A 26,698-nucleotide genomic window follows, 5' to 3' on the forward strand; every position below is an offset into this window, starting at 1 on the left:
GGGCATCAGCAAAAATCTGCATCAACTCAAGCGATTATAAGCCTGTTTAATACAAGGACGTAAATCAATGAGAATCGATCACGGGCGGCAGCGCAGAAGGGGGCTTGCCTACTTCGCCTGTTTAGGTAACCCCAGCGCCAGCAGAGCGGCTAGGCAAAGTGTCGCTGCAAGCGATATTAACACTGCATCATAATTGCCCGTCTGATCAAAGGTATAACCCGCGAGTGGCGCTCCCACTAAACCGAAGGGCAAAAACAGCGGCATTTGTGCGCCGTTTACCTGGCTGATAATGGCCGCATCAAAATATCGACTGTTGAGGTAGGGGTGCATCGGTATAAAAGCGCCACCGCTAAAGCCTAACAGGCACATAGCGGGAATCATCTGAGACGTATCACTGGCGATAAAAAGTAGACCCAAGCCTGCGCTTTGCAGGAACAACATAGCCGCTGCAAGCCATTTTACGTAGTGCCGAACACCATCGCCCAACCATGCAAGGCAGCTCTTACCCACTAGCCCGCTAACGCCACCAAGTGCCAGAAACCAGCCAGCATCTCCCATGGTATATCCCTTGCTAGCAAACAAAGGCGGGTAGCATACCGCCAGCACGATAGCCACATTCAAGGCCAGGGCCACACATAAGCCAATCAACCAGAAAGCCTTATTACTGTAAAACCCTTTGGCAACAGTGGCTTTGTCCGTGGTCGGTGTCAGCACAATGCCCTTAGGTATACCTGTCAGAATGGCCAGCCACAAGATCACTAATGCTCCTGCTGCCAGACTCAGCAGTGCCAAGCGCCAACTGGTGTGCTCCAGCAGTGTTCCCACTAGAGGAGGCAAAATAGCGGACGCCAAACTGATGCCAATAGCGACTATTGCCAGAGCACGTGCCTCACGTCCAGAGTAGAGCTTAACCATAAGGCCGTTAATTACGACGGGGCCATAAAGCGTAAGGCCAAGTGAAAATGACAAAAAACCCAACGCCACTAACCACAGCGCTGGTGCCGCAGTGATGGCCATAAGGGATAGCATGCCGAGAGTTACGCCGATCAGCAGGATATTTCGAATCGGCAGCTGGTCCGCCATTTTGCCGATCCAGCTGCCTAAAATTGCGGGCACCAGCAGCAGCGCTACTGGACCCACATTTAGCATCGCGACGCCAACATCGAACTCTTTCGACAATGGCTCAACGAAAAAGCCATAGATTCCCATCATCCCAGGGCCTAGCGCTAAACAGCACATACCGGTCAGCACAGGACGCAACGGGCTTAGGATCTGCATAATTTTTCCTGACTAATGAATCCGCCCGTTACTGCGTTGGCTAAAGAAATACTTAGATCAGCATGGCGATAGCCTGCAGATCCAGTAAAAAATCAACCGCGCTTAGGGCCCCCATTAGTGCCAGGCCACCGTGAACCAGAGATGGTATCGGTAAACGGCAGGAACGCTTGTGGATCGAGCTTGCCGGCTAATGTCATCTCACGATCAAGAAAAGTCGGCCACCAGAGGTAGGATTCGAGTTGCTCACGCATTGGCAATAGGCTTGTCAGTGGGTCCCAAGGGCTGTCACGCAACACCAATGTACCCTCAACCTCCTCGCGCCATGCCGTGCCGTACTCACTGCGCACTCGGACCACGTGGGGCGGAAAGTCAAAATCAGTAGCAGGGCCGCCCACACTTACCGCGCGGGAGTACTTTAACCACCATTCATTCTGCTGATGCGGCTCTCGTGGTCCCGAAGGGCCAGTAGAAACGCCATTGAACTCAACAAAGGTGTATCCCTGATGTATGCAACGCGCTTTAATTTGCGGCCCGAGGCGATAAAATTCCGTGGTGCAGGGGTATTTTGGCTGCCCATTAGTTTCCTGGCTGACGAATATAGCTGACTCTTGGTCGATACCATAACCCAGTGTAAATTCGCCGGCAACGCCATCGAAATCTGCGTCAACACTGGTAACGATTCCATACTCGGGCTCATCCGGTACCGGGAAATTGTAAATAGTGAGATTGACGTGGGGATTGGCTCCCGGGGAAATACCCGGCGGCAGCAACGCGGCTATCTTGTCCGGATCCGTCCGATATACGATCTTCAGCATGGGCCAATTGACAATATCTCCCGGATTTCCTTGGGGTGCACCTGTTTCAGTGGTCATATTCTTTTCCTTATTGATTATCGTTGCTGAATTAAACGCCCACTGCATCGGGCGCTGGTGTCTCTCGGTTGAGAATTAACGGCTCATGCCGCCAGTGATGATGGCCGCCCTATTCAAGCCTAGGCGATTTCACGCTTGTCGTTTGACGTTAGGTAGAACTGACGCACCCATTTGCGGAACATCACCAAGCTCTTATCCTCTTTACAGAAAAGCGGCCGATGCTTGTGCACCTTATTAGCCCAGATCGGGTAGTCGTCGTCCAGCCCTGCAATAATGCCTTCCATGACATCGTCGCCCGCCAGATCCTCAATGGCTCGACTGACTGTCAGCGTCCACCGCATCAGAGTTTGGTGCTTGCTAATAGGCTGGGCGCTGTTATACATCACCATTTCAGCGCCTGGCGCGTAAGTGTTGCGCACCATAGCAAAGCCAGGGCTGTACACCGTGGCATGCAGATGCGTGCTGACGCCTGATTGTTCTGCATCGGAATGCAGGTGCAGCGTGCGACCGTCAGCATCAATTGTGACCACTGATGGCGGCACGTCCTCCATTTTGTGTACAAACTGAAAATGCACCGGGTCACAAGAATTTTCAGCAATGTCCTGAACATGGGCGGGCACCAGAAACTCGGTGTAGCGCGGACTCGTCCAATCGGGGTGACCGAGTTCCGGAAGAGACGGCAGCTCCCACTGCGGTCCAGTATTTTCCCGATGGAACCAGATATAGACCTCTCCGTTCTTCTCCTCACAATGCCAGGTGCGCAAGCGTGCGCGATCGGGAATTTCATCGCTATAGGGGATATGTTCACACATACCGTCCGTGCCATAGCGCCAGCCGTGGAACGGACAACGGATAGACTCCCCCACCACCCTGCCCTTCACGCCTAAATGCGCGCCCAAGTGTGGGCAGTATGCGTCCTGTATCACCGGCACCCCGGACCGGGTGCGGTATAGCACCAACTCTCGGTCGAAGGCCTGAACTGACTTGACTTCACCCACCAGCAGTTCGCTAGAACGCGCGACGGAATACCAGCCCATGGGGAATTCAGGTGTCGTATTGGTCTTGGATTCACATGCTTCTACGATCGTCATATATGCCTCTATAAATGCCTACTGCCTACTGCTTAAACTTAATTGAAGAGTGCGGCCGTGGGCCCTATCTCATTGGCGATCACTTGCAGTCGCTGACGATCCAACCCGTAAAAGTTCACGGCGTTCTCGCCTAGAATCTTGCGACCATCGCGCTCGGGAAAATTACTGAAGTTGTCCTTAAAATACTGCGCGGTGTTGGGCCAGCTGCCCTCGGGGTGTGGAAAATCATTCCCCCACATGACCTTGTCCAGGCCCACTTCATCACGCACATCCAAGTCGGGACGCAGCACACAGGAAGCGCCCACACCGATATTACGCGCAAAATACTCGCTGGGTCGCAGCGACAAATGCTTGCGGAAGTTTCCCAGCTTGGCAGAAATTTGTCCTTCTGTGTAATGGAAGTCCATCAAACGCAACCAAGAAGGCAACATGAACATCGTGCCGCCTTCAACAATCATGGTCTTGAGCTTGGGGAAGCGCTCGAAGACTCCGCCCCAAATCATGAATGTCAGCGGTCGATATAGCCACCACATTACCTCGGACACATAAATGCCCATGGCACCCGGCAGCTCGTCACGCTTATCCTCCACAGGGAAGCCTGCTCCGAAGTACTCCAAGTGGGGGGCTGGCCCAGAGTGAAAGTGAACAATCACTTCAAGGTCTTCACAGATCGCCCAAAAGGGATCATATTTGACGTGATGATAAGGGTCATGCTCGCCCCATAACGTCGGAATCATGACCGCTCTGAGGCCATTGTCCACACACCATTGCACCGCCTCCACGGCCTGTTGCACATCCCACAACAGCGGAATCGAGGCCACGCCTATATGACGGGCGGAATCGTTAGCGCACCATTCGGCCAGCCAGCGATTGTGCGCCATGGCTCCAGCCCATTGTAATTCCGGCACCATATCCCGCGGCGACAAACCGAGGCCAGCACCGAAGGGCGGCGTGTTCTTCTCGGTGATACCGTCGGGAAAAATAACCTCAGCGGCAATCCCGTCACCGGCCAACATATTCAGACGTTCATTATAATCCCAGGCGCCCGTAAGCTGCTTCTTAATGGGCGCACGCCAAGCGTCATTGATTTCCTTGATCAGGAAGGTGGACTCGGCTTTATCCATCATGTCGATCGTGATGGGCACCGCCATATCCATCATCTCGTGGTACTTTGACTCCACGTAGGGTTTATAGTCGGCGATCGGCAGGCCGGCGTGGCAATCGGCAGAAACCACAATCAGATGGTCGGACATTGTATTCTCTCTTCATTGAGCTCAGTAAAAGATAGCGTATCGCTTCCCATATGAGCAAACTTGCACATATGTATACAAAATAGTTTAATGCAGTAGCGATTGCAATAGTATTACGGAAATTTCATGGACATGGCAGAGGTGCCTTTAGGGCGCCGCAAAAAGCGCAAACAAGAAATCCGTAGCCGCATAGAAGAAGCGGCCTACCGACTTTTTCGTGAGCAAGGCATCGAAGACACCAGCATCGAGCAAATCTGCGTGGAAGCCGATGTCGCCAGGCGCACCTTTTATGGGCATTTCCCCAACAAGCACGCCCTTCTAGGAGGGCTGGGCATCTCCCGCCTCTATGATCAGTCAGAACCGATGTTTCGCCTGTTAATGAACAACCACCAGGCAACACGAGACCGACTGGAAGCCATGATCGACTATATCGAGTCCAATTTTGCCGACTATGAAGACATTGATCGCCAACTGATCCTGATTGCACCGTCCACTTTCGCCGAAGATGCCGAGCGGCAGCGGGAAATAGGTGACAGCGCAATTGCGAGCTTTGTTCACCTAATCGCTGCAGGAATCGAAGTGGGAGACGTTAAAGCCGACTTCTCACCGGAAATACTTGCTGCGATGGTGGTGGGTACACTCAATATGCTCACCATCAGCTGGGCCATGAACAGCGACTACCCAATCTTTGCCAAGCTTGAGGAAGCGCGAGTCATGTTCGAACACTTGATTTGCAAGGACAACCCGTAAGCACTGTAACCCCATTGCCGCAGCAAGAAGCAAGCGACAATATCCTGTTCGCCACCCACCATCCGGAGCATACGCCATGGGACCACTTCAGGGTCTGACCATTATTGAAATTTCGGGTATCGGGCCGGGGCCCTTCGCCGCCATGCTACTGGCTGACATGGGCGCTGAGGTGATTCGTGTAGAACGACCCGGAGGCAGTATGTTCACTGCTTCCCACAATCCAAAGTTGGACTTCCTCAACCGCAATAAACGCTGCATTAGTGTCAATCTGAAGAAAAAAGATGGCGTTGACACCGTGCTGACCCTGCTGGAAAAAGCCGACGCACTGCTGGAGGGGAATCGTCCCGGTGTTATGGAGCGGCTAGGGCTGGGGCCTGACATCTGCTTGGCGCGCAATCCAGCACTGGTTTATGGCCGCATGACCGGCTGGGGGCAAGAAGGTCCGATGGCAAAAGAAGCGGGGCACGACATAAACTATATCGCCCTCAGCGGGGCACTTCATGGTATTGGTCGCGCGGGAGAAAAACCCGCCATTCCCCTCAACATGGTGGGGGACTTCGGCGGCGGCGGCCTAATGCTGGCCTATGGCATGGTCTGCGCACTTCTGGAAGCGAAGGGCTCAGGCAAAGGCCAGGTCGTGGATGCCGCGATGATTGACGGTGCAGCCACTCTAATGGCCAGTACCTTTGCCGCCAACCAGGCCGGATTCTGGTCTGATGAGCGAGGTACAAATTTGCTTGATTCGGGTTCACATTTTTACGAGGTGTACGAAACCGCTGACGGTAAATACATTTCTCTGGGCTCCATCGAACCGCAGTTTTACGCGACCCTATTAAACAAGTTGGGCGACGACGCCAAACATTTTGAGAACCAGTTCGACATGGGCAATTGGCCGCAGATGAAGGCCAAAATGACCGAGATCATCAAAGGCAAAACGCGAGATGACTGGGATGCGGTCTTCGCCGGCTCGGATGTCTGTTATGCGCCGGTACTGTCGATGAGTGAAGTTCGCCACCACCCTCATCATCAAGCTCGAGGCACCTTTATTGACGACGGTGACGTGTGGCAACCGGCACCCGCCCCGCGCTTCAGCCGCACAAACGGCGAACTACGCTGCGCTGCCGCTACGATTGGAGAACACACAAAGGATGTTCTGCGCGAATTCGGTTTTAGTGATGAAGACATTCAGAAACGGCTTGAAAGTGGCGCAATTCATAGTCATTCAGCCTAGAATGACATGCAGATATAACCCCAAAGGCGACACCAACGCCGCCGCGATAGCAACAGGATAAACACTTCAATGAGTGCAACAAACCAGGTCCCCGATCAGTGCCGCCATATCGCTGTTAGTGCTGAAAACCACCTGAGTATAGAATCCGGACCAACCCCGACACCAGGCGCGGAAGAGATTTTAATAAAGGTGCATTCCGCCGGCATCAACAGGGCCGATTTGCTGCAGCGCAAAGGGCTGTACCCGCCGCCACCGGATGCCTCTCCCATCATGGGACTGGAGGTCGCAGGCACCATACAGGCTATCGGTAAAAATGTTCGCACATGGCAGGTAGGTGACAGCGTCTGTGCGCTAACACACGGCGGTGGTTATGCCGAATACGCGGTGGCTCCGATGAGCCAGTGCATGCCGATTCCAAATGGTTTTAGCAAAGGCGAGGCCGCGGCACTGCCGGAAGCGCTACTCACCAATTGGCACAACTTATTCCAACGTGCTGGGCTGAAGCCTGGAGAAAAAGTTCTCATTCACGGCGGAGCCAGCGGCATGGGCACAATGGGCGTAATGATCTGCGCCACACTGGGTGCCGAGGTCTATACCACCGCCGGCAGCAATGAGAAGTGTCGTGCGCTCGAAGCCCGCGGGGCGACACGCGCTATTAACTACAAAACCGAAGACTTTGAATCTGTTCTGACAGAAATGGGATTGAATAACCGTATTAACGTCATTCTCGACATGATCGGCGGCGACTACATCCAAAAGAACCTCAACATCGCTGCGCCGGAGGCTCGCATTGTTAACATCGCCTACATGAAGGGATTCAAGACCGAAGTCAATTTCGCACCCTTACTGATGAAACGCATCACCATGACAGGTTCTACGCTGCGCGCCCAGACCTTTGCCCAAAAAGCGGTGATGGTGCGGGAGATCATGGAGCATATCTATCCTCACCTAGAGAGCGGCAGGATCAAACCAATCATCGATAGTATTTATCCACTCGAGCAGGTTGAGCAGGCCCACGGGCATATGGAAGGCGGACAACACATGGGTAAGATCATTATCAAAATATAGCCCTTTCTAGTCATTATTCGCATATCAATCTCGCTACTTGTAACCAAATAGTCTTAAAAACGCTATTTGGATGCCCGTCAGATCAACATCTTTCTAAAAAAACTACGGTTATACCCAATTTTTATTCTTTTTAATGCTAACGAAAGATAGTAGTTATTCCTTTATGCGCTTAAAACCCATTTAGGCAGGGACTAAAAATTGCGCCTGCTAGATTCCAATTTTGCCAGTGCTATACTCAAATTTAAAATAAGAGTAATAAGGAAGGCTACGATGAAACGCCATTACTACATCAGTGACGACCTTGATGATTTAGAAGTTATCGAACAACAGTTGGAAGCCGCCGGCGTTTCAACGCCTCAAATCCACGTGCTCAGTAAAGATGACTCAGGCGTTCAACAACACCACCTGCATCAAGTAGAGCCTGTGCTTAAAAAAGACGTCGTAAAGGGCACCAAAACGGGCGCTTTGGTGGGTGCAATAGGCGCTGTTGCAGTCCTGTCTTTGGCTTGGAAAACGGGCCTTACTGACACCTACACTTGGGTGCCGGCAATATTTCTCTCCGTTATCATTCTGGGTTTTTGCACCTGGGAGGGTGGGTTGATTGGCATACAGGAACCGCATACCGATTTCAAAAGATTTCAGGAAGATCTGCGCCAGGGTAAGCATATCCTTTTTGTAGATGCGGACCCTGACCAAGAAAGCATACTAAGAAATGTCGTCACTGCTCATCCCAAATTACAGGATGCCGGCGAGGGCGCTTCAACGCCACGCTGGGTAGTCACTGCTCAGAACAAGTTCGCGCGCTTTATGCATCTTGCGCCCTGATTAAGTTTATAACTGCACTGTAAAACACGCAGAGGTTTTTAACACGTACTGACATCCGCCCAATAACAATGATAAGGGAAGGTATATGAAGCTAGTGATTGCGCTGGTGTTACTAGTCCTAGGGTCTTTATTGTTCCACTGGTGGAGCCCTTGGTGGATGACACCTATTGCGTCCAACTGGGTCGCAATCGACGACACCATTGAGCTAACACTTTATATCACCGGCGTCGTTTTCGTTGCAGTAAACCTATTCATGGCATGGGCCATTTTTCGCTATCGCTTCGACCCATCACGACGGTCTCATTATGAGCCCGAAAACAAAAAACTTGAAATCTGGCTAACCGTTATCACCTCAGTAGGCGTAGCAGTAATGCTGGCACCTGGACTAATAGTATGGGCGGACTTTGTTAATGTGCCTGAAGACGCCGATGAGGTAGAAGTCGTGGGCGCACAGTGGCAGTGGAGCTACAGGTTTCCCGGTGCTGATGGCATTCTTGGCCAAGTCGATTCTCGCTTCATAAGCTCGGACAATCCGTTTGGCATGAGTCCCAATGATGAGGCTGGCAATGACGACGTTCTTATTAGCAGCAACGAATTACATCTGCCCATAGATCGCCCGGTCAAACTGTTACTGCGCTCCAACGATGTGCTCCACGATTTTGCCGTACCGCAGTTCCGCGTGAAAATGGACCTCGTACCCGGCATGGTCACTTATGTCTGGCTCACACCCACCCGCACTGGAAAGTTCGACATACTGTGTATGGAATTATGCGGTATCGCGCATTACACCATGCGCGGTCATGTCGTCGTTGATGAGCAAGAAGATTTTGATCAATGGATGTCGCAACAACAGACCTGGAACGAGATACAGTCTATACCGCCTGGCGACCCCATTGCTGGAAAAGCAAGCTATGCTACCTGCGCTGCCTGCCACGGCCAGCAGGGCGAGGGTAATCTGGCAATGAACTCGCCCAACTTAGCTATCCTTCAGCCTTGGTATATCACTCGGCAAATCAACCATTTTAAAGACGGCATTCGCGGCGCGAATCAAGCTGACGAATTTGGTCGGCAAATGGCCCCAATGGCCAATATGTTAATGGACGAAAGCGCCATCCGAAATGTAGCCGCCTACATCGGCACACTGGACCCCCCAGCTACCGTCAGCACTCTCGATGGTGATGTCGAGAAAGGCGCCTACTTTTATAACAGCTGCGGCGCTTGTCATGGCGCAAAAGCGCAGGGCAATTATGCATTACAAGCGCCGCGCCTTGCGGGGCAGGATGACTGGTATCTGAAGCGCCAGTTGAAGAATTTTCGCCTAGGAGTGCGCGGTGCAAATGAAGGTGACACATACGGCCACCAGATGGTTTTAATGGCCCGCTCCATTCAAAACGACCAATCAATCAATGATTTGCTGGCGTACGTCAATACGCTTTAATCCGGCGCCGAAACAACGTGCAGGCTCAAGCAACTAAGGAAAGATAATATGCAAAACGTGGCAATTGCCGACCAGCCAGACGAGCTACATGATCCACAGACGTTTATTACCAAGTACGTCTATAGCCAGGATCATAAGGTTATTGCCATTCAGTATGCGATTACTGCAATTTTCGTCGGCCTGGTCGCACTAGCCCTATCTGCACTAATGCGCCTACAACTTGGTTTTCCTGATGCCTTTGACTTCATAGATCCCAGTAGCTACCTGCAATTCGTCACCATGCACGGCATGATTATGGTGATCTATCTACTGACGGCTCTGTTGTTGGGCGGATTCGGTAATTATCTGATCCCTCTCATGGTTGGCGCTAGGGATATGGTTTTCCCTTTTATGAACATGTTGAGCTTTTGGTTTTACCTCCTTTCGGTCATCGTTCTACTCGCCAGTTTTTTTGTACCCGGTGGGCCGACGGGTGCAGGATGGACGCTTTATCCGCCGCAGGCTATTTTGCCAGGCACCCCTGGTTATGACTGGGGCATTATCTTGATGCTGGTCTCTCTGGTGATATTTATTATCGCTTTCACCATGGGTGGATTGAACTATGTCACCACTGTCTTGCAGGCGCGCACCCACGGCATGACTCTGATGCGCATGCCCCTAACAGTGTGGGGAATTTTTACTGCAACAGTACTGGGCCTGCTTGCATTCCCCGCGCTGTTAGTGAGCGCTATTATGATGATGCTAGACAAGACGCTTGGCACCAGCTTTTTCATGCCAGCACTAGTGTCCTTGGGAGAGAGTCTCGATTACTCCGGCGGTAGCCCGGTTCTATTTCAACATCTATTTTGGTTTTTTGGCCACCCGGAAGTCTACATTGTTGCGCTTCCAGCTTTTGGCATGGTGTCGGACGTCCTCGCTACCCACGCGCGCAAGAATATCTTCGGCTACAGAATGATGGTCTGGGCGATAGTCGCGATTGGCGGTCTCAGCTTCGTTGTGTGGGCTCACCACATGTATGTCAGTGGGATGCTTCCAGCGTTCGGATTTTTCTTTGCAACGACTACGCTAATTATCGCGGTGCCAACCGCCATAAAGGTCTACAACTGGGTCCTCACGCTCTACCGTGGAAACATCCACCTCACGGTTCCTATGCTGTTTTCCATCGGCTTTATCTTCACGTTTACCCACGGCGGCCTAACCGGTTTATTTCTGGGCAACGTAGTGATCGACCTGCCTCTCTCTGATACCTATTTTGTGGTAGCGCATTTTCATATGGTCATGGGGGTTTCCCCGATCATGGTGCTGTTCGCCGCCATCTACCATTGGTATCCGCTGATCACAGGCAAGATGTTCGACGAGAAGCTGGGCAAAATTCACTTCTGGTTCACATTCCTTGGCACCTATGCCATTTACCTACCCATGCACTACCTTGGGTTTCTGGGTGTACCTCGGCGCTACTTTGCGATGGGATCTACCGATTTCATTCCTGAATCAGCCCAAAGCCTCAACGCAAGTATCACCGTTTCGGCACTGATCGTTGGGCTAAGCCAACTTATTTTTATCTATAACGTGTTCTGGAGCCTGCGGGCCGGAAAACCAGCTGGCCATAATCCGTGGGAAGCCACAAGCCTTGAGTGGCAAACCCCGGATGTGCCACCTCATCATGGCAACTGGGGCCCGGAGCTACCAACGGTCTACCGCTGGGCCTATGACTATGGCGTACCAGGTGCAGAGAAAGACTTTATCCCCCAGAATCATCCAGTAACGGAATCCGAGCAAACCGCCGGCGAACCGGAGGGCCGGTAGTTTATGAATATTCTAAAAGTGTTGCGTGACAAACCGTGGGTACACTCAACCGCAAGCGCCACCCTTGAGCAATACAGTGGCCCGGACCCAGTAGCAGCCTCACAGATCATGCTGCGATTTGTGCTAGCGATTGTTGGTGTGCTGTTTTTTCTTTTTATCATTACGTTTCTTTCACGATCCCAGTATCCAGATTTTGAAGCGCTTGCGGGCTCGCCATGGCAACCCTTCACTGACTCTTCTCGCCTCTGGTTTAACACTGCACTGCTTGCCTGCGCTAGCCTCGCGATACAGTGGGGTTTGGGCGGTTCTCGCTCAGGAAAATTAAATATAACGGTGGCAGGGATCAGTGCTGCCGTATTTTTTACCCTCCTTTTTTTAGTCGCGCAATTTGATCTTTGGCTGCGCCTGCAATCCATGGGGTTCTACCTCAGCGGCAACCCAGCGAACAGCTACTTCTATCTGCTCACAGGGGTACATGGGCTGCATCTGATTGGTGGGCTGGTTGTGCTAACCAATGTCGTTTTTCGAGTCTGGTATAACCACAATATTGACTCTTTAAAAGCGCCATTAAAACTGTGTACAACCTATTGGCATTTCCTCCTCGGAGTCTGGCTAGTGCTGTTCGCACTTCTTACCAGCAGGCCAGAGACCATTAACGCACTCGCAGCCATGTGCGGATTTTGAGGGCTATTACATGACAATTCAAACCGATAAGAGTACGAGCTATACAGAGCCCGGTATCGAAGGCTTAGTTGCTGACTGGTCATCCGATAGACAAACGTTCGACCTGCCCTGGGGCAAGTTGATGATGTGGATATTTTTACTGAGTGATACTTTTATCTTTAGTATATTCCTCACTGGTTATATGAATGTTCGGCTGTCGCAAACCGACAATTGGCCTAACCCAAGCGAAGTCTTCGCATTAGAAATTGCGGGTCAACATCTACCGCTGCTGCTGATCGCAATTATGACATTTGCTTTGATCACCAGCAGCGGCACCATGGCGATGGCAGTAAATTTTGCCTATGCTGGCAACAAACGAAAAACAGTCATACTGATGACAATAACCGCGATACTGGGTGCTTCTTTCGTTGGTATGCAGGTGTTTGAGTGGACCAAGCTGATCGTCGAAGAAGGCGTGCGGCCTTGGTCGAACCCCATGGGGGCCGCCCAGTTTGGTTCTATTTTCTTTATGATCACCGGCTTTCACGGACTGCATGTCACTGCTGGCGTGATTTATCTCAGTATTATTGCTCGTAAAGTTGCCAGGGGTGACTATGAGAAAAAGGGCTATGCCATCGTTGAAATAACCGGCCTTTACTGGCACTTTGTCGATCTGGTATGGGTATTTATTTTTGCATTTTTCTACCTGTGGTGAGGTAAATCTATGAGCGAAACTGCCGGCCAACAACATCCTATCGGGATCTATCTAAAGGTATGGCTACTGCTATTCATCCTCAGTGCCTTTTCTTATGCCGTAGACCTGCTGCATGTCGAAGGCTATTTACGCTGGACCCTGATTCTAATTTTTATGTTTTTGAAGGCGGGGCTGATTGTCACTATCTTTATGCATGTCACGTGGGAGCGCCTGGCGCTGAAGTACCTGCTATTCGCCCCACTGATCGCAATAGCCGTGCTCATTATTTTAATGGCGATGGAAGGTGATTACACCTTTATGACCAGAGAGATTTTTTTCGATCAATAGGTGCACACACAGACTTTGAGACTGTCTCCTCGCATGAAGATGCTGACTGGCTTCCTAATAGCCAATGCCGTCCTTGCGGTTGTAATCACTGCCATTTTTCTAAACAGGCCTAATACACCGCCGCAGATTCAAGGTGTGCTCCTACCCCAGGCCAGACAGTTACCAGAATTTCAACTGCTCGATCATAATAACCAGGACGTCAGTCAGGAAAGCCTGAAAGGGCAGTGGCACTTGATCTCTTATGGCTTCACCACCTGTCCCGACATTTGCCCGACGACACTGTCACAGCTCGCTATCGTAAATCAACATCTGAAGGGACTAGGCCGCACCGACCTGCGGGTGTTGTTCTACACGGTTGATCATCGGCGCGACACCGTTATGCAAATGGCTTCTTATGTGCCGTTTTTTGATGCGGACTTTGTCGGACTGACTCATATCGATAACAGTGACAACCTTCATCTTCCATTTGAGCAGGGTCTGGGTATCGTCGCACAGCTAGTGCCGTCCACAGGAACTGATGTTGACCCCGCCGCCAACGAGTATCAGGTCAATCACGGCGTCACTCTATTTCTCATTAACCCGAGAGGCCAATTACAGGCAATTTTTCGACCTGAGATTAATCGCTCGGGTGATCACACATTCAGCCCGGATACAGTCATTCGCGACTATCTTGCCATCCGAAATTACCTAGGATAAATAATGAGAAAACCTCGGTCAATTTTGGACACACCGGGGTGTAACTGTTTCGGCGAATGGACCATCACTACAGTTGTCTAATCGAAAACTCTTTACCCGCGGGTCTTTGGAATAACTGCAAACCAAACTCTGGCATAATCGCCAACAAGTGGTCGAAAATGTCCGCCTGAATATCTTCATATTCTGTCCATTTCACGGTATTCGTAAAGCAGTACAACTCTATCGGTATACCGTCATCCGGCGCTAATTGACGAACCAATAAAGTCATATCCTTACGTATCCTCGGATGCTCTTTAAGGTACCGCCAGGCATAGGCTCGAAATGTACCGATGTTAGTCAATCGACGCATATTGACAGCAGCATCAGATTCATCTGCAGTCGCCCCAACCATTGTCTGATTATATTTCTTAAGCTCATCGTGTTTGCCAGCGAGGTAATCCTCTAATAAAGAGAACCGTCTATAACTATTCACGTCCTGTGCGCTGATAAAGCGTATAGAGGATGCATCAATGTGCAGAGCGCGCTTGATACGGCGCCCACCCGAACTCGACATGCCCCTCCAATTTTTGAAAGAGTCAGTGATCAGCCGCTGAGTAGGGATAGTGGTGATAGTCTTGTCAAAGTTTTGCACCGTAACCGTGTATAGCTCCATATCCACCACGTCTCCATCAGCGCCCAACTGGGGCACCTCGATCCAGTCTCCTACACGCACCATGTCCTGGGCCGCCAATTGCACACTGGCCACCAGAGACAGCAAAGTGTCTTTGAACACCAGTAACAGTACTGCCGTCATGGCACCAAAACCACTCAGCAACAGCACTGGTGATTGATCAAGCAATGCCGCAATGAACAGCAGCCCCCCCAGAATCACTACTGCGAGTTGTAATAACTGGATAAACCCTTTGATCGGCCGTTGTCGGGCCTCGGGATTTGACTCGTAAATATCATTGGCCGCATTGAGAACCGCAATGATAGTAATCGTCGCCACCACCATCATATAGGCGGTGGTCAAATTCATCACAAACGATTCCAGCCCGGCATTAATACTTGGCAGGAAATTTACACCCATGTGAATAGTGAACGCAGGCAACAGCTGTGCCAATCGTTTGCCCACCCCATTTTTGATTAGGGCATCACTCCAAGTGTATGTCGAGTATTTCGCTACAGTACGCAAACCAAGATCTAACAACCGGTGCGCTACAACGTAGCCAAGAAGGGCCGTCAATAGTAAAATCAAAACGACGGTGATATCCGGTAGCGCCGGGTGATATTCTGCTAACTGCGTTATCATGCTCATCACTTCAACCTGTGTAAAAATGAATGTTAGCACGCTAGTAGAGCCGTGCCTTAGTTTCCAACAGAATAGGGGATTCCCATGACGTTTCCAGTACTATTTTTTCCGCTGGCCTTCCTGCTAGCATCTAGTTCTGTTGCAGACTCCACGCCACTAACCGTGGAAGCTTCTGTGGTGCCGACCACAAGGATAATCGCCGACTCAATTTATTACGGGGGCGACATCCTCACAATGGCAAGTGACACGGCTCATTATGCGCAGGCGGTTGCTGTTCTAAACGGGAAAATTTTATTTGTAGGCAAAAAAGAGCAGGCGCTCCTGCACCAAAGCGACGAGACAGTGATGGTCGATTTGCAAGGGAATACGATGATGCCGGGGTTCATTGAGCCCCACTTGCATCCATCAATTGCTGCGATTATGTTGCCCAATGAAATTATCGCGCCCTATGACTGGGTGTTACCTGATGAAACGAAAATCGGCGTGCAAGGTCATGACAATTATATAGATCGCATCACCACATCAATAGAAGAGAACGCGCAAAGCGACAATGTTTATTTTATTTGGGGCTATCACCAGCTGTGGCATGGTGAACTGTCGCGCGACATCCTAAACCGTATTGCGCCGGATCAACCCGTTGCCATCATACATCGCTCTTTTCATGAAATTTATCTCAACGATGCGGCTATCGCCGCAATCGGAATTGAGAAAAAAGATTTTCTGGGTAATCCGCAGGTTGACTGGGAAGCTGGACATTTTTATGAAGGAGGCTGGCTAGCTTTAGTGCCGAGAATGGCGTCTAACCTACTGGACCTAAAGCGTTATCTAAAGGGCTTGAGTATTATGAGCCAGCTAGTCGTTCAAAATGGAATAACCACCATTGCGGAACCCGGATTCCCCAGTGCGAATTTTGAGGCGGAGTATGCCCTGTTGAAAGTCGAGATGGATAAACTGCCGCCCTATAGCGTCTATCTGATCCCCAATGGGACTCAGCTCTACCGCATGAAAGGCGGCAACAAACAAGCTCTCGCGTTCACAAGAACGCTAGATGAGAAATACAACACCGATAATATTAAGTTCCTACCTAACCAGATCAAGCTTTTCTCCGATGGCGCCATCTATTCGCAGTTGATGCAAATGCAGGACGGTTATACAGACGGTCATGCTGGAGAGTGGATGACCCCCCCAGATCTGCTTAAAGAGCAGCTAAGTCTGTATTGGGATAACGATTATAAGATCCATGTGCACTCCAATGGGGATCTAGGTATACAACAAGTTCTGGATTTCAACAGTGCTGATCAAAAGCGAAATCCGCGATCTGATCACCGGCTTACGCTGCATCACATGGGCTATTTCACTGATGCGCAGGCACAGCAGGTCGCTGATTTGGGTATGGACGCATCAGTAAACCCCTATTACCTTTGGGCTTTAGCGGATAAATATTCAGAAATTGGTCTGGGTAAAGAACGTGGAGAGAATCTTGTGCGTATTAACTCTTTGGCCGAAAAAAATGTCCCGATATCCTTCCACTCGGATTTCTCGATGGCTCCGATGGAACCTCTGACACTGGCCTGGACAGCGGTCAATCGGGTAACCTCGCAAGGCAGTAAATTCTCTCAAGATCAGCGAGTCGATGTATATACTGCCTTACAAGCGATCACCATCAATGCCGCGAGAGTGTTAAACCTAGAAAATGAAATAGGGTCTATTGAGGTCGGAAAAACAGCGAACTTCGTCTTGTTAGATGAAAACCCACTGCAAATAGACCCAATCATGCTAAAGGACATCAAAGTTCTAGGCACTGTTTACCGCGGAGAGTAAACGCACACACAGAGATCAACCATGAGAGGGACTTGGGGATGCGGCAAACGGCCTCTCAGGCGCGGTTACCGACCATGATTGACTCGGTGCAAAAACGGTACTGCCTGTGAGGAATCTCTGTTATCTTTTGGTTTCCTTATAGCGACTATTGATATTCTATCCGATTATGCCAATAACACTGCGCACCCTAACGGCTTGCCTCATTATCGCTTTACTCGCCGTTGCTTGCGGTGGTGGCGGCAGTAGCGGGGGAGCGGGCGACAACAACACACCAAATGTTCCTGAGCCTCCATTACCTGTTGATCCCATTGACCCTCCTGTTCCGGCTGAGACCTTTAGTATGTCCGGCACAATTTCGACATCGACGAGTCAATTAGTCGATAGCGATACCAACGATCCAAATACACTCGGCATTAGTAATGATGACCCAAACCAGGCCCAGTCAATAGCCAATCCCATCACAGTAGGGGGCTATGTGAATGTGCCTGGCGCAGGCGCTCCAGGACGTTCTATGGCGCCCGGAGATGTCGATGATTTTTTCCAAGTCGATCTACTGGCCGGTCAGCGAGTCACAATGTTGGTCGCTGATTTTGAACAGGCCGATGCAGACCTGTATCTGCTTGATTCTCAGGGCGTTCAAGTGGAAAACTCCCTCAATGGCGGCGAGATAGAATCCTTACTCGTGCCCGAGGATGGGACCTATTTTGTGGTCATTAACGTGTATGAGGGTGCAACTAACTATATTCTTGCGATCGGCAACACACCGAGTCAGGCCGACCTGCGCGAGTATAAGGTTATTCCATGGGAGGCCGTGGTGACCTATAAAGACGATACCCAGCAGTTGAGCAGTGGTCCTCAAACTGAAGAGATGAGCCGCGGGCTGGGCATACAACAGCGAGCGGGGGGGCGCGGACGCGGACGACTGATGGCTCTGCGCAGAGCGTTGTCACGCTCAGCCCAAGGGAGTCTAAAACCTGCTAGCTGGGCCTCAAATATCGGGACCATAAACGACCCTAATCTACGTGCGCGCACAGAGACATTGATGGCTATAAAGTCCTTGCGTAAGGACTCACGGGTCCTCTATGCCGAGCCCAATTTTCAGGTCAACGCTGTGGCCGCCCCCAACGACCAGGCTTACCCGCTGCAATGGCATTATCCTCTGATAGCAATGCCAGACGCCTGGGAGATCACCACAGGGCGCAGCGAGGTCGTGGTCGCAGTCATTGACACCGGTATCCTTGCAAATCACCCCGACCTAGCCGGTCAACTGGTAGATGGCTATGACTTTGTCAGCAACATTGAGGGCGCAATGGACGGTGACGGCATCGATTCCGACCCGCAGGACCCCGGCAGCTCCTTAGGCGGAAGCTCCTCGAGTTTTCATGGCACCCATGTCACCGGAATAATCGCCGCCCGAGGTAATAATCAAATAGGAGTCGCGGGTACCGCCTATGGCTCACGCGTTATGCCGTTGCGTGCGCTGAGCGCCAACGGTGAAGGTACATCCTATGATATTGATCAGGCAGTACGTTACGCCGCGGGTCTGCCCAATGACTCTGGGACAGTGCCACAAAGACGCGCTGATGTTATCAATTTGAGCCTCGGTGGCGCGCCCTTCACTCAGGCCACTCAGGCACTTTATGACGCGGTGCAGGCAACCGGGGTAGTCGTCGTCGCTGCGGCAGGCAACGAGGCCAGCTCCGCTCCCTTTTTCCCCGCAAGCTATGACGGTGTCATCTCCGTCAGTGCGGTAGATGGGCAGCGACGACTGGCATCCTACTCTAATATCGGTCCCGACATTGACGTGAGCGCCCCCGGCGGTGATAGCAGCATCGACTTTAACGGTGACGGCTACCCCGATGGGGTATTAAGTACAGATGGCAGCGTCAGCGACAACGTTATCGACTATGTTTACACCTTCCTCAGTGGCACCTCAATGGCAGCGCCGCATGTTGCGGGCGTTGTAGCGCTGATGAAAAGTGTCAACCCAGAGCTGACGCCTAGCGATATAGACGCCCTGTTGGCCTCTGGAGCGCTCACCGACGATCTCGGCACTCCGGGCAGAGATGATCTGTTCGGCCACGGCATTATTAATGCGCAGCGCTCGGTGCTGGCGGCTCTCGAGGCAACGGGCATCAGCCCTGCTGATCGCCCTCTTCTGACAGCCTCGACCAATACCCTGAACTTTGGGAGCACCACCACGACACTGAATCTGCTTTTGCGCAACGGTGGAAAGGGCGATCTTATATTGGAATCCCTGTCTACTTCTGCGTCTTGGCTGCAAATTGTCGCAGTGGAGGTGGATAACGCTAGACTAGGTGAATACGAAGTGACTGTGAATCGAGCCAATCTCCCTCCGGGAGTCTATGCGGCGGATATCACCGCCCAATCCTCAAAAAACAACTTGGCAGTTCGAGTCCTGGTCTCAGAAGGGGGAACGGGCACTGGGGCAGATGTCGGCGTGATCTACATTCTCCTCTACGATCCAATGCTGGATGATGTGGTCGCACAGGTCAGTACTCAGAGTAACGAGGCCGATTATCCATTCCGGTTTTCTGATATTCCCGCTGGGGACTATCAAATTATAGCTGGCACAGATACTGACAACGACCTCTTTATTTGCGACGCCGGTGAAGCCTGCGGTGCTTGGCTAACAACGGATCAGCCGATTCAGATCGAACTGGACAGTAATTTAACAGACCTGAACTTCCCGGTGGGATACCTTGTCTCACTGCCTGCAGCCAACAGTGTCAAACAGTCCAGCGTCAAAACAGGGATGCTCAGAACGGCGAGAGATCAGGACGAGGGTAGAGGGACGAAGCAACCGGCTAATGCGGAGTAACACCACTTTAGCCGGAATTTTAGGCTCTGACCAAAAGGCGGCGCCGGTTTAAGTCGGACGCCGCAAACACCGATCTATCAGGCGGCTTTTGGCTTGGCTGGGGCTTTCTTCTTGGCAGCAGGTTTCTTCTTAGCTGCAGGCTTCTTCTTAGCGACAACCTTCTTCTTAGCTGCAGGCTTCTTCTTAGCGACAACTTTCTTCTTAGCTGCAGGCTTCTTCTTAGCGACAACTTTCTTCTTAGCTGCAGGCTTCTTCTTAGCTGCAGGCTTCTTCTTAGCTGCAACCTTCTTCTTAGCTGTAACCTTCTTCTTGGCCTTGGCTGCCGCTTTCTCAACCAAGCTCGCTGCTTGATTAGCCGCTTTGGCTTTACGGTCAGCCAGAACAGCCTCAGTCTTCACCGTCACGAATTTCTCGGCTGCATCGTACGCGGCCTCAGCGACTTTCGGTAGTGACTCTGCAAATCCTTGCGCCTGCTTCACGAGTGCATCAACTTTTTTCTTGTTTTCAGGTGTGACCTTTTTTCGGAGTGCAACTTTAGCGCTTTTTAATCTCGCTTTTGCAGTCTTATGTCTCTTGCGCGAAGCAGCAAGTTCACGCTTGATGCGGACATGCGCTTTTTCCGAATCAGAGACCAACTTCTTCCGAAGCTGATCTACTCTTTTATGCGCGCTTTCTGCCATTTTTGTGGCTTGGGCTAATTCTTTTTCCAACATGATCAGGTCACTCCCTATAAAATTTGATCTTACAATTTTATTGTATTACTAAATCACAAAGATGTAACGCGTATTTTTTGATCAACACTTTGTCATCACAACGCATCAATGCGGTTTTTGAGCGCTGTTTATCTTGCTTTTCGATGGCACGTTTTTATACGGGCATCCGATACAGTTACATAAGTTAAGGGCTTTACTGCGTCCATGTAATACTGTGATGTGTTACGCGCAGTGCGGTGGCACAAGCCGATGGTTATGTAATCATCACGTGTAACCTATGCACACTTGATAAGTGTGGTCCAACTCATCTGTATTTTCCACGACGCCAGCGTCATATTCAAACAACATTTCAGCCGCCGCTTTTAAATCACCCATCAGCGGAAAGGAAGATCCACGCTGGCCACTCAAAGCGAAAACGAGCTTGTCGTAGGTACTCGTTGAGAAATAAACGGGTATCAATTGCTTCATCTGTGAAGCGAGCACAGCGTTAAGACCCTAGGCAAGGTGGTGTCGATCGCCGCCCACGACGGACTCGACAATGCGGTAGACACACTGCGATCATTTTCTCTATACTTGACTATTGGTATATTTTTGGCGCTTAAAAAGCACCATCACGCTGGCTGAGCAATGCAGACATAACAGGCGTAACGATGTTCACTACGACACTCGAAAAGGACAATGGCGGTTTCTATATTCACATAGACAATCACTTCACAGATCTATTTGGCTTAAATAAGTATCACCCAGACATGAAGTGGGACATCATACCACTAGAACTTGGCTTATCCGCCTCCGCAAGAGCGTCTCTTGAAAATATAGAAGCCACAGTCCGCAAAAAAAGAATACCCATAAGCAGCACTGCCATGTGGAATCCAATCAATGACATGCTCCAAATCGTCACACATAGGACGCCCACAATCAAAGGAGGCTTCGTAACGGTAGAGCATGTCACCAAAGTCAGCGATCTCTATCGTGGCTGGCCGCTGCTATTGAACCATCACCTACAGGTACTTCAGTTACCAAGTGGAAAGCAACTAACCAGAAAAGACTTGTCAGTGCTTAGTCTATTTGCAGCGCGTACGCCCAGAAAAAAAATAGCACATGCACACTGCTGTTCAGTGGCAGCGATTGAAAAACGTCTCGCAAAGATAAAAGACATATTAACGCCTCAAGACAGAGTAGCTAAGCTTCACAGCCTTAGTGAGCGCCTGATAGAACTAGACCTCCTACCATTCCTACTGAGTGGGGTTGACCACTTCGACCCCATCGAGTTTGTCTCGCCTCATGTAGCACATAGCCGTAGTTTTTGAAGTTTTACTGCTCTCTGCCGCAATGGTGGCGAGTGCCGCACCCTTCAGGCTATGGGTAAGGTGTTGAACATCATCTAACAACCGATATCGATTCACATGATTCAGAGGGCCGGGCTCCCACTGTTAGCTTACCGCAGGCTTAATAAGCCGCACAGCGCAGCTCACCTTTGAATACTTGGGGCTTTGCAGAGGCTCAACAGGGAGCGTGTGTGGATTGAAGCCTACCGCTGACTTTGGCTACGAGAAGCCGATCGATTGAACCTCGATAGTGCGGGATCTAGCGAATGAAAAGGGAACCTATGCGAAGGGAACCGCCGGCACACTAGCGAGTAAAGCGTGCCCTCTCTCACCGAGTTGCTCGTTAATATCAAAACTCTCTGGATCCAACGATTCCTGTCCGCGATAGATCACAGCAATACCGCGCTGAAGGACTACTTTCGTGATTATACCGGGCCGATAGGCGCTGGCGAGTGTTGCCATCAGAACAAGCCGAGCAAAACCAGTTGTTTTCTCTACCATGTAGTCTGGCCCGCCACCGCTTTCTGAAAAGTGTTCCCATGACCAGTCTTCAATGACAAAAATACCGCCGGGTTTTAAACGTGGAAACAGTACATTGAAAGAAACCAGTGAGGGAATGAAGTTGTGTGATGCATCATCAATGATGACGTCTAGCAACTCATCCCCGAAATCCTTTTTCAAGATTTCTTTAAGCATGCCGACATCACCCTGATCACTGTTAAAATGCGTACTAATACAGGCGGCTTGCGAGTGTGTCGACATAAACTCACCGAACGCTTCACTGGCGCTATCTGCAATCTCAATTGCACTTAGTTTTTGGGGCTTGAATAGCATTGAAAAAAAGGCAGTGCTAGCGCCAGTACGTATGCCAAGCTCGACTATGTTTGAGTCAGTCTTTACCTCAGCAGCCAGGTTTTCGTAACAGGTAATATGAAAAGGCTCCTTCATTATCTGTAGTTCTTTGGATAATGGAGAGCCCCAACCGGCTACTTTAAATGAAGTGCCATCGATTTCAATTCGATTTTTACTGGTCCAGTTGATCATATATAGATCTTAACCAAGAAACCTTTCACAAGGAAGGCCATGACCCTGAAATACACTTTTTCCCCGACAAGTTCCCACGTTGTCGAGGGTGAGCGCAGACTAGTTCAGGACTGAGATGTTGTAGTCCGCCCGTAAATCACAGATCCTAGCGTTCATCATTTCATCCGTAAGCGCTGAATGGGGCCACTTTTGACTCATCTTGCGCACATGCGTCAACCAGATCCAGAAGAACTGGGGTGTGTAGTAAAATACGATCTTGAAGGTACCCAGCAATTTGCCTCCCAACAGAGCCTCTCCCTCTTTATTCAATTTCTGCACTTCGGGATTATCGGCGTAAGCCTTCAACTCGGCCATACTGATATCGCACCCAAATAAAATCCAGGGCTTCAACAGTATTTCACCAATAAGGGAGGTGTCGCAGCCGAAGATGACGTGCGTCAGGTCATGATCGATGAAGGTCTTGCCGTTTACGTTGGACGCAGACGCAACCTCAGGATTGTGACGATACAATTCGTCCAGTCCTTCGCGTAGCGTCAATTCGCAATCTTGATTTAAAAACTCCATTCAGTCATTCTCAGAATGTGGCCAGCCGCATTTTAGAACCGATAGTGTATAACGCGCATGACGTTGAGCTCACAAAAGGTCTCATGCAGAACCCGAACCCTCGCTCAAGTATAGGCAATGTAAACGGAGGGTGTCCATCGGATTATCTCGTCAGTCTTGATCGGTGATCCCCACAATTTGCGCGAGAAGTTTTCCTAGTACCGCGGCACAGGACTCGAATCACAGATAAACCAATTCCTATTCGTTCATTATTGGACCATTGCGCACAGCAATTCGGGCCATGATGACCTCACTGGCCGACTTGCTGATGTAGCGTTAGCATCCTGCGAATAGCTACAATATCTCAGGTAGCCCCGCCTTAAGCTGACCCGATCTGAAAGAGCCCGCCAGTATCACTGCCGGGACTTTTCAATGCTCAAGAGATGCTTAAAAGGTACGAACTACCCGTGCGACAAATAATAACGTGGAGCTTTTGTTAAAGTCGATATCGGCGTCATTGTCGCCCCATTGAATACCGGTTGTCGCTACCCACTTATCCCAGCCCAATGGCTCTGGAAAGCGTAATTCACTCGCGACAATATAAAGGTCTGCATTATTCGTTTTATTGAATATCGGGTTGACCTTGTCGCCGTCGAGACTCTCATACAGAGCGCGGTTCAACCACCTGAAGTCTCCACCATTGTACATGTGAGCGACGCCTAACCTGTAACCATCCTGAGACATCGCGCCGCCATCAAGATCATAATCAACGAAGGCCATGCTAGGACGGATCATGTTTTTACCACCACCGAGCACAAACGCATAGCCTAGTTCTGCTACGGTTATGTCACCGCCCCGCTCGAGTAATTTCTCTTCCGCAGCGCTAAGTCCAAGATTTTGACCACTAAGCTCGTCACCGATATCCTTTTTCTTGAACGTCGCTATAAATTCGAAATTGCTCCCGAGAATCTTGTCCCAAGTAACACGCACACCGCTGGTTGAAAGATCGGTTCTGTCACGCTTTTGACCTGTCAGGTACGGATTTTTCCATACATCTACCTGCGCAAGAGGCGGCGCCAATGCCGCTAGCTCGATATGACCAATCGAGTCGAAGTTATGCCGCAAGGTCAAAGTCGTGTTACTAGAGAAATCGATGCTAGCTTCAGCAGCAGACGCCAAAGAGACTCGAGTTTTTTTGCTGTCAAAGGTATAGCCGATGTTGTAATCGAAAGTGGGCGAAATTATTTTGGTGTCACTGGGAGAACTAAGGCTATAGATTGTAGAGTCACTCAGATCAATACCGAGCACTCTAGCCAAAAAGTTTGACTCTACCTTCCCGCCAGCAGCGCCCCCAGCCAAAGAGCCAGAGAAACCCGCTTCCTCAGGCATAGGATCCAAAGCCAAGACGGACGCAGTCGCTGCAGAGGCTATTAAGGCGCACACTATTTTTTTCATCTTTACTCCCTACACACATTGATTATAGACCGCACGCAGCATCATACCATTAACCCCGTCTCCATCGGTCAAATCAAGTGAACATGCGTCCCTGCACGGCGCTGAAATAGGTGACTCCGGCTTTTTGAGCTTGCCATTCCCGCTCTGCCGCACCTCTTAGCCTCCCTCGAGCTCTTCCACTAGCAGGCCATCAGATAGGCTACGCAGCGTTAGGTCGTGGCGGTGTTGTCCTTGCTAAAAAAATATGTTTGGGTGCCGAGCCGATGCTCACATTGACAGCGATCAAAGCAGCCGGCCGGTTCACGTATCCTCTATCACAACAATAAAAGAACATAGAAAAACCTGCTTTTCACCGCCTGACTGACATCAAAGTGGCGTCACAGCATCCAGTTTGCAAAAAACGACAACTGAATCATCTCATTAGTGCTGTACTCGCCGCTCCAGAACTCTGCATCGATTTTGGCCTTACCCAAGTCAGTGTAATTAACATAGCCACCAAGCATTAGCGTATCACTCAGATGATAACGCGCTCCAGCGTTGTAGCGGATCTGCTCGTCAACGGGTAATTCGGGAACTCGGGCGCTCGCATCAACCACGTTAGTATCATAAGCCATGCCAGCAGTGACGTCCCAGGCGTCGTTCAATTGATACTGGAAACCTGCGGCGTAATGGTAGGTGTCCTTCCAGTCGATGGGCAGGGGAGCTCCGCCAGCGCCTTTAATCGAGATAAAGATATTGTCCAGCTCCTCCCAGTTATCCCAGCCAACTGTAAAATCCAAGCCTAGCCGATCATTCACATCATGGTGTAAGGCCACCCGAATATTCTGTGCCATCGTCAGCCCTGTATCGGTATCAAACTCTATGCCGTCACCGACGCTACCATCAAGTTCGAGTTCGCCGTCAAACTCAATATCAAAACTGCTTTGCCAGCTTATACCCACTCGCGTGCCAGCATTAAACGCATAGGTGGCGCCCACCATACCTCCGAAACCACTATCGTCACCATCCAGCTTGGCCCTAATATCGCTTTTACCAGTAAAGGGTGAGGTAGGCAGACTCAGTTTTTGTGTCAACGTGGAATAATAAATTTGTGGCTTGACGCCAACCGATAATCTATCCGTGACCTGATAGGCCAGAGTAACTCCCAGTGCCATGACCAACAGGTTGACCTCTGTGGCCTTATAACGTCCCACCCAGTCATCATCGTAGTCTAAGCCGGCACCGGCTAGCCCCTCAACAGAGATACCGGTGCCCCACTTGTCCCAGCCATTATCGAAAACATAGGCCATGCTAGCGGCAGGCGCAACCAGTCCCGCCTGCCCGCCATCCCCATCTCCAATAAACGGAACGGAATCCTTCACATCGAACTCTATTTTAGGAATAAGAGCGCCCACTGAGCCAAACAATTGGCTGCCTTCAATGCGCGTTGAACTGGCTGGGTTGTGAATAATCGTTGCTGCCTCGTCCGTGCCTGCAGCGGCGCCGGCCGATGCACGGCCCCCGGCGAAGTCACCGTACTCATTCAGCCACAATCCGCCGGCAAGTGCGTGATTAGCGCCCAGAAGTACCAGCGTGATGGCGGTTTTTTGTAGCATTTTTTCCATTGCACCTATTCCTTTGAGAATCATTCTCTTCTGCAAAGCAAACCCTT

General features: G+C 50.6%; 24 protein-coding genes. 13 read left to right on the plus strand and 11 right to left on the minus strand.

Translation table 11 applies throughout. The features are described 5' to 3' along the window. Positions 1-108: 108 nt before the first annotated feature. The 4 genes from ABXT62_RS15815 to ABXT62_RS15830 all read right to left on the minus strand — a co-directional run bounded on the left by ABXT62_RS15815 (position 109) and on the right by ABXT62_RS15830 (position 4,494). Positions 109-1,278 carry an MFS transporter gene (locus ABXT62_RS15815; protein ID WP_415356274.1) on the minus strand — a complete coding sequence of 390 codons (1,170 nt, stop codon included), beginning with the start codon at positions 1,276-1,278 and terminating at the stop codon, positions 109-111. Between the two features lie 92 nt (positions 1,279-1,370). After that, positions 1,371-2,150 (minus strand): acetoacetate decarboxylase family protein, encoded by a 780-nt coding sequence (locus ABXT62_RS15820; protein WP_415356275.1) that lies wholly within the window; start codon positions 2,148-2,150, stop codon positions 1,371-1,373. A gap of 119 nt (positions 2,151-2,269) precedes the next feature. Continuing rightward, positions 2,270-3,241, minus strand: coding sequence for a Rieske 2Fe-2S domain-containing protein (locus ABXT62_RS15825; RefSeq protein ID WP_415356276.1), 972 nt, complete (start codon positions 3,239-3,241; stop codon positions 2,270-2,272). Positions 3,242-3,279: 38 nt separating this feature from the next. Next, on the minus strand, positions 3,280-4,494 hold the full coding sequence (locus tag ABXT62_RS15830; protein ID WP_415356277.1) for an amidohydrolase family protein: 1,215 nt from the start codon (positions 4,492-4,494) through the stop codon (positions 3,280-3,282). 123 nt (positions 4,495-4,617) lie between these two features. On the opposite strand from ABXT62_RS15830, the gene ABXT62_RS15835 reads away from it, so the two are divergent. The 10 genes from ABXT62_RS15835 to ABXT62_RS15880 all read left to right on the plus strand — a co-directional run bounded on the left by ABXT62_RS15835 (position 4,618) and on the right by ABXT62_RS15880 (position 14,010). After that, the gene (locus ABXT62_RS15835; protein WP_415356278.1) at positions 4,618-5,241 is read left to right on the plus strand and encodes a TetR/AcrR family transcriptional regulator; all 624 of its coding nucleotides are present in this window, start codon (positions 4,618-4,620) and stop codon (positions 5,239-5,241) included. A gap of 76 nt (positions 5,242-5,317) precedes the next feature. Then, a complete protein-coding gene (locus tag ABXT62_RS15840; RefSeq protein ID WP_415356279.1) occupies positions 5,318-6,472 on the plus strand; it encodes a CaiB/BaiF CoA transferase family protein in 1,155 nt (384 codons plus the stop codon). 69 nt (positions 6,473-6,541) lie between these two features. Then, positions 6,542-7,540 (plus strand): NAD(P)H-quinone oxidoreductase, encoded by a 999-nt coding sequence (locus ABXT62_RS15845; protein WP_415356280.1) that lies wholly within the window; start codon positions 6,542-6,544, stop codon positions 7,538-7,540. Between the two features lie 270 nt (positions 7,541-7,810). Then, positions 7,811-8,365, plus strand: a complete 555-nt coding sequence (locus ABXT62_RS15850) for an NAD/FAD-utilizing enzyme (RefSeq protein WP_415356281.1) — start codon at positions 7,811-7,813, stop codon at positions 8,363-8,365. A gap of 85 nt (positions 8,366-8,450) precedes the next feature. Further along, positions 8,451-9,803: a cytochrome c oxidase subunit II gene (gene coxB, locus ABXT62_RS15855; RefSeq protein ID WP_415356282.1), complete on the plus strand. Its 1,353-nt coding sequence runs from the start codon at positions 8,451-8,453 to the stop codon at positions 9,801-9,803. A 48-nt stretch (positions 9,804-9,851) separates the two neighbouring features. Then, positions 9,852-11,609, plus strand: coding sequence for a cytochrome c oxidase subunit I (locus ABXT62_RS15860; protein WP_415356283.1), 1,758 nt, complete (start codon positions 9,852-9,854; stop codon positions 11,607-11,609). 3 nt (positions 11,610-11,612) lie between these two features. Next, the gene (locus ABXT62_RS15865) at positions 11,613-12,293 is read left to right on the plus strand and encodes a cytochrome c oxidase subunit 3 (protein WP_415356284.1); all 681 of its coding nucleotides are present in this window, start codon (positions 11,613-11,615) and stop codon (positions 12,291-12,293) included. Between the two features lie 10 nt (positions 12,294-12,303). Further along, positions 12,304-12,987: a heme-copper oxidase subunit III family protein gene (locus ABXT62_RS15870; RefSeq protein ID WP_415356285.1), complete on the plus strand. Its 684-nt coding sequence runs from the start codon at positions 12,304-12,306 to the stop codon at positions 12,985-12,987. Between the two features lie 9 nt (positions 12,988-12,996). Next, a complete protein-coding gene (locus ABXT62_RS15875; protein ID WP_415356286.1) occupies positions 12,997-13,314 on the plus strand; it encodes a cytochrome C oxidase subunit IV family protein in 318 nt (105 codons plus the stop codon). A 33-nt stretch (positions 13,315-13,347) separates the two neighbouring features. Beyond that, on the plus strand, positions 13,348-14,010 hold the full coding sequence (locus ABXT62_RS15880) for an SCO family protein (RefSeq protein ID WP_415356287.1): 663 nt from the start codon (positions 13,348-13,350) through the stop codon (positions 14,008-14,010). A gap of 67 nt (positions 14,011-14,077) precedes the next feature. Here the strand turns inward: ABXT62_RS15880 and ABXT62_RS15885 are convergent, their stop codons facing one another. Next, positions 14,078-15,307, minus strand: a complete 1,230-nt coding sequence (locus ABXT62_RS15885) for a mechanosensitive ion channel family protein (protein WP_415356288.1) — start codon at positions 15,305-15,307, stop codon at positions 14,078-14,080. Between the two features lie 78 nt (positions 15,308-15,385). On the opposite strand from ABXT62_RS15885, the gene ABXT62_RS15890 reads away from it, so the two are divergent. Continuing rightward, positions 15,386-17,122 carry an amidohydrolase gene (locus ABXT62_RS15890; RefSeq protein ID WP_415356289.1) on the plus strand — a complete coding sequence of 579 codons (1,737 nt, stop codon included), beginning with the start codon at positions 15,386-15,388 and terminating at the stop codon, positions 17,120-17,122. 166 nt (positions 17,123-17,288) lie between these two features. Further along, positions 17,289-19,964 (plus strand): S8 family serine peptidase, encoded by a 2,676-nt coding sequence (locus ABXT62_RS15895; protein ID WP_415356290.1) that lies wholly within the window; start codon positions 17,289-17,291, stop codon positions 19,962-19,964. 77 nt (positions 19,965-20,041) lie between these two features. On the opposite strand, the gene ABXT62_RS15900 is transcribed toward ABXT62_RS15895, so the two are convergent. Further along, positions 20,042-20,677 (minus strand): hypothetical protein, encoded by a 636-nt coding sequence (locus tag ABXT62_RS15900; RefSeq protein ID WP_415356291.1) that lies wholly within the window; start codon positions 20,675-20,677, stop codon positions 20,042-20,044. Positions 20,678-20,941: 264 nt separating this feature from the next. Further along, a complete protein-coding gene (locus ABXT62_RS15905; protein WP_415356292.1) occupies positions 20,942-21,145 on the minus strand; it encodes a hypothetical protein in 204 nt (67 codons plus the stop codon). Between the two features lie 182 nt (positions 21,146-21,327). Here ABXT62_RS15905 and ABXT62_RS15910 point away from each other — a divergent pair, with 182 nt between their 5' ends. Further along, on the plus strand, positions 21,328-21,987 hold the full coding sequence (locus ABXT62_RS15910; RefSeq protein WP_415356293.1) for a hypothetical protein: 660 nt from the start codon (positions 21,328-21,330) through the stop codon (positions 21,985-21,987). A 297-nt stretch (positions 21,988-22,284) separates the two neighbouring features. Here the strand turns inward: ABXT62_RS15910 and ABXT62_RS15915 are convergent, their stop codons facing one another. The 4 genes from ABXT62_RS15915 to ABXT62_RS15930 form a co-directional block, all read right to left on the minus strand. Continuing rightward, entirely contained in the window at positions 22,285-23,049 is a 765-nt protein-coding gene (locus ABXT62_RS15915; RefSeq protein WP_415356294.1) for a class I SAM-dependent methyltransferase, read from the minus strand. 99 nt (positions 23,050-23,148) lie between these two features. Next, on the minus strand, positions 23,149-23,613 hold the full coding sequence (locus ABXT62_RS15920; RefSeq protein ID WP_415356295.1) for a hypothetical protein: 465 nt from the start codon (positions 23,611-23,613) through the stop codon (positions 23,149-23,151). Between the two features lie 426 nt (positions 23,614-24,039). Beyond that, complete coding sequence (locus tag ABXT62_RS15925) at positions 24,040-25,047, minus strand: DUF2860 family protein (protein WP_415356296.1); 1,008 nt, start codon at positions 25,045-25,047, stop codon at positions 24,040-24,042. A gap of 377 nt (positions 25,048-25,424) precedes the next feature. Then, positions 25,425-26,651 carry an OmpP1/FadL family transporter gene (locus tag ABXT62_RS15930; protein WP_415356297.1) on the minus strand — a complete coding sequence of 409 codons (1,227 nt, stop codon included), beginning with the start codon at positions 26,649-26,651 and terminating at the stop codon, positions 25,425-25,427. Positions 26,652-26,698 lie beyond the last annotated feature (47 nt).

This window comes from Halioglobus sp. Uisw_031 (assembly GCF_047729875.1).
Lineage (GTDB): Bacteria > Pseudomonadota > Gammaproteobacteria > Pseudomonadales > Halieaceae > Marimicrobium.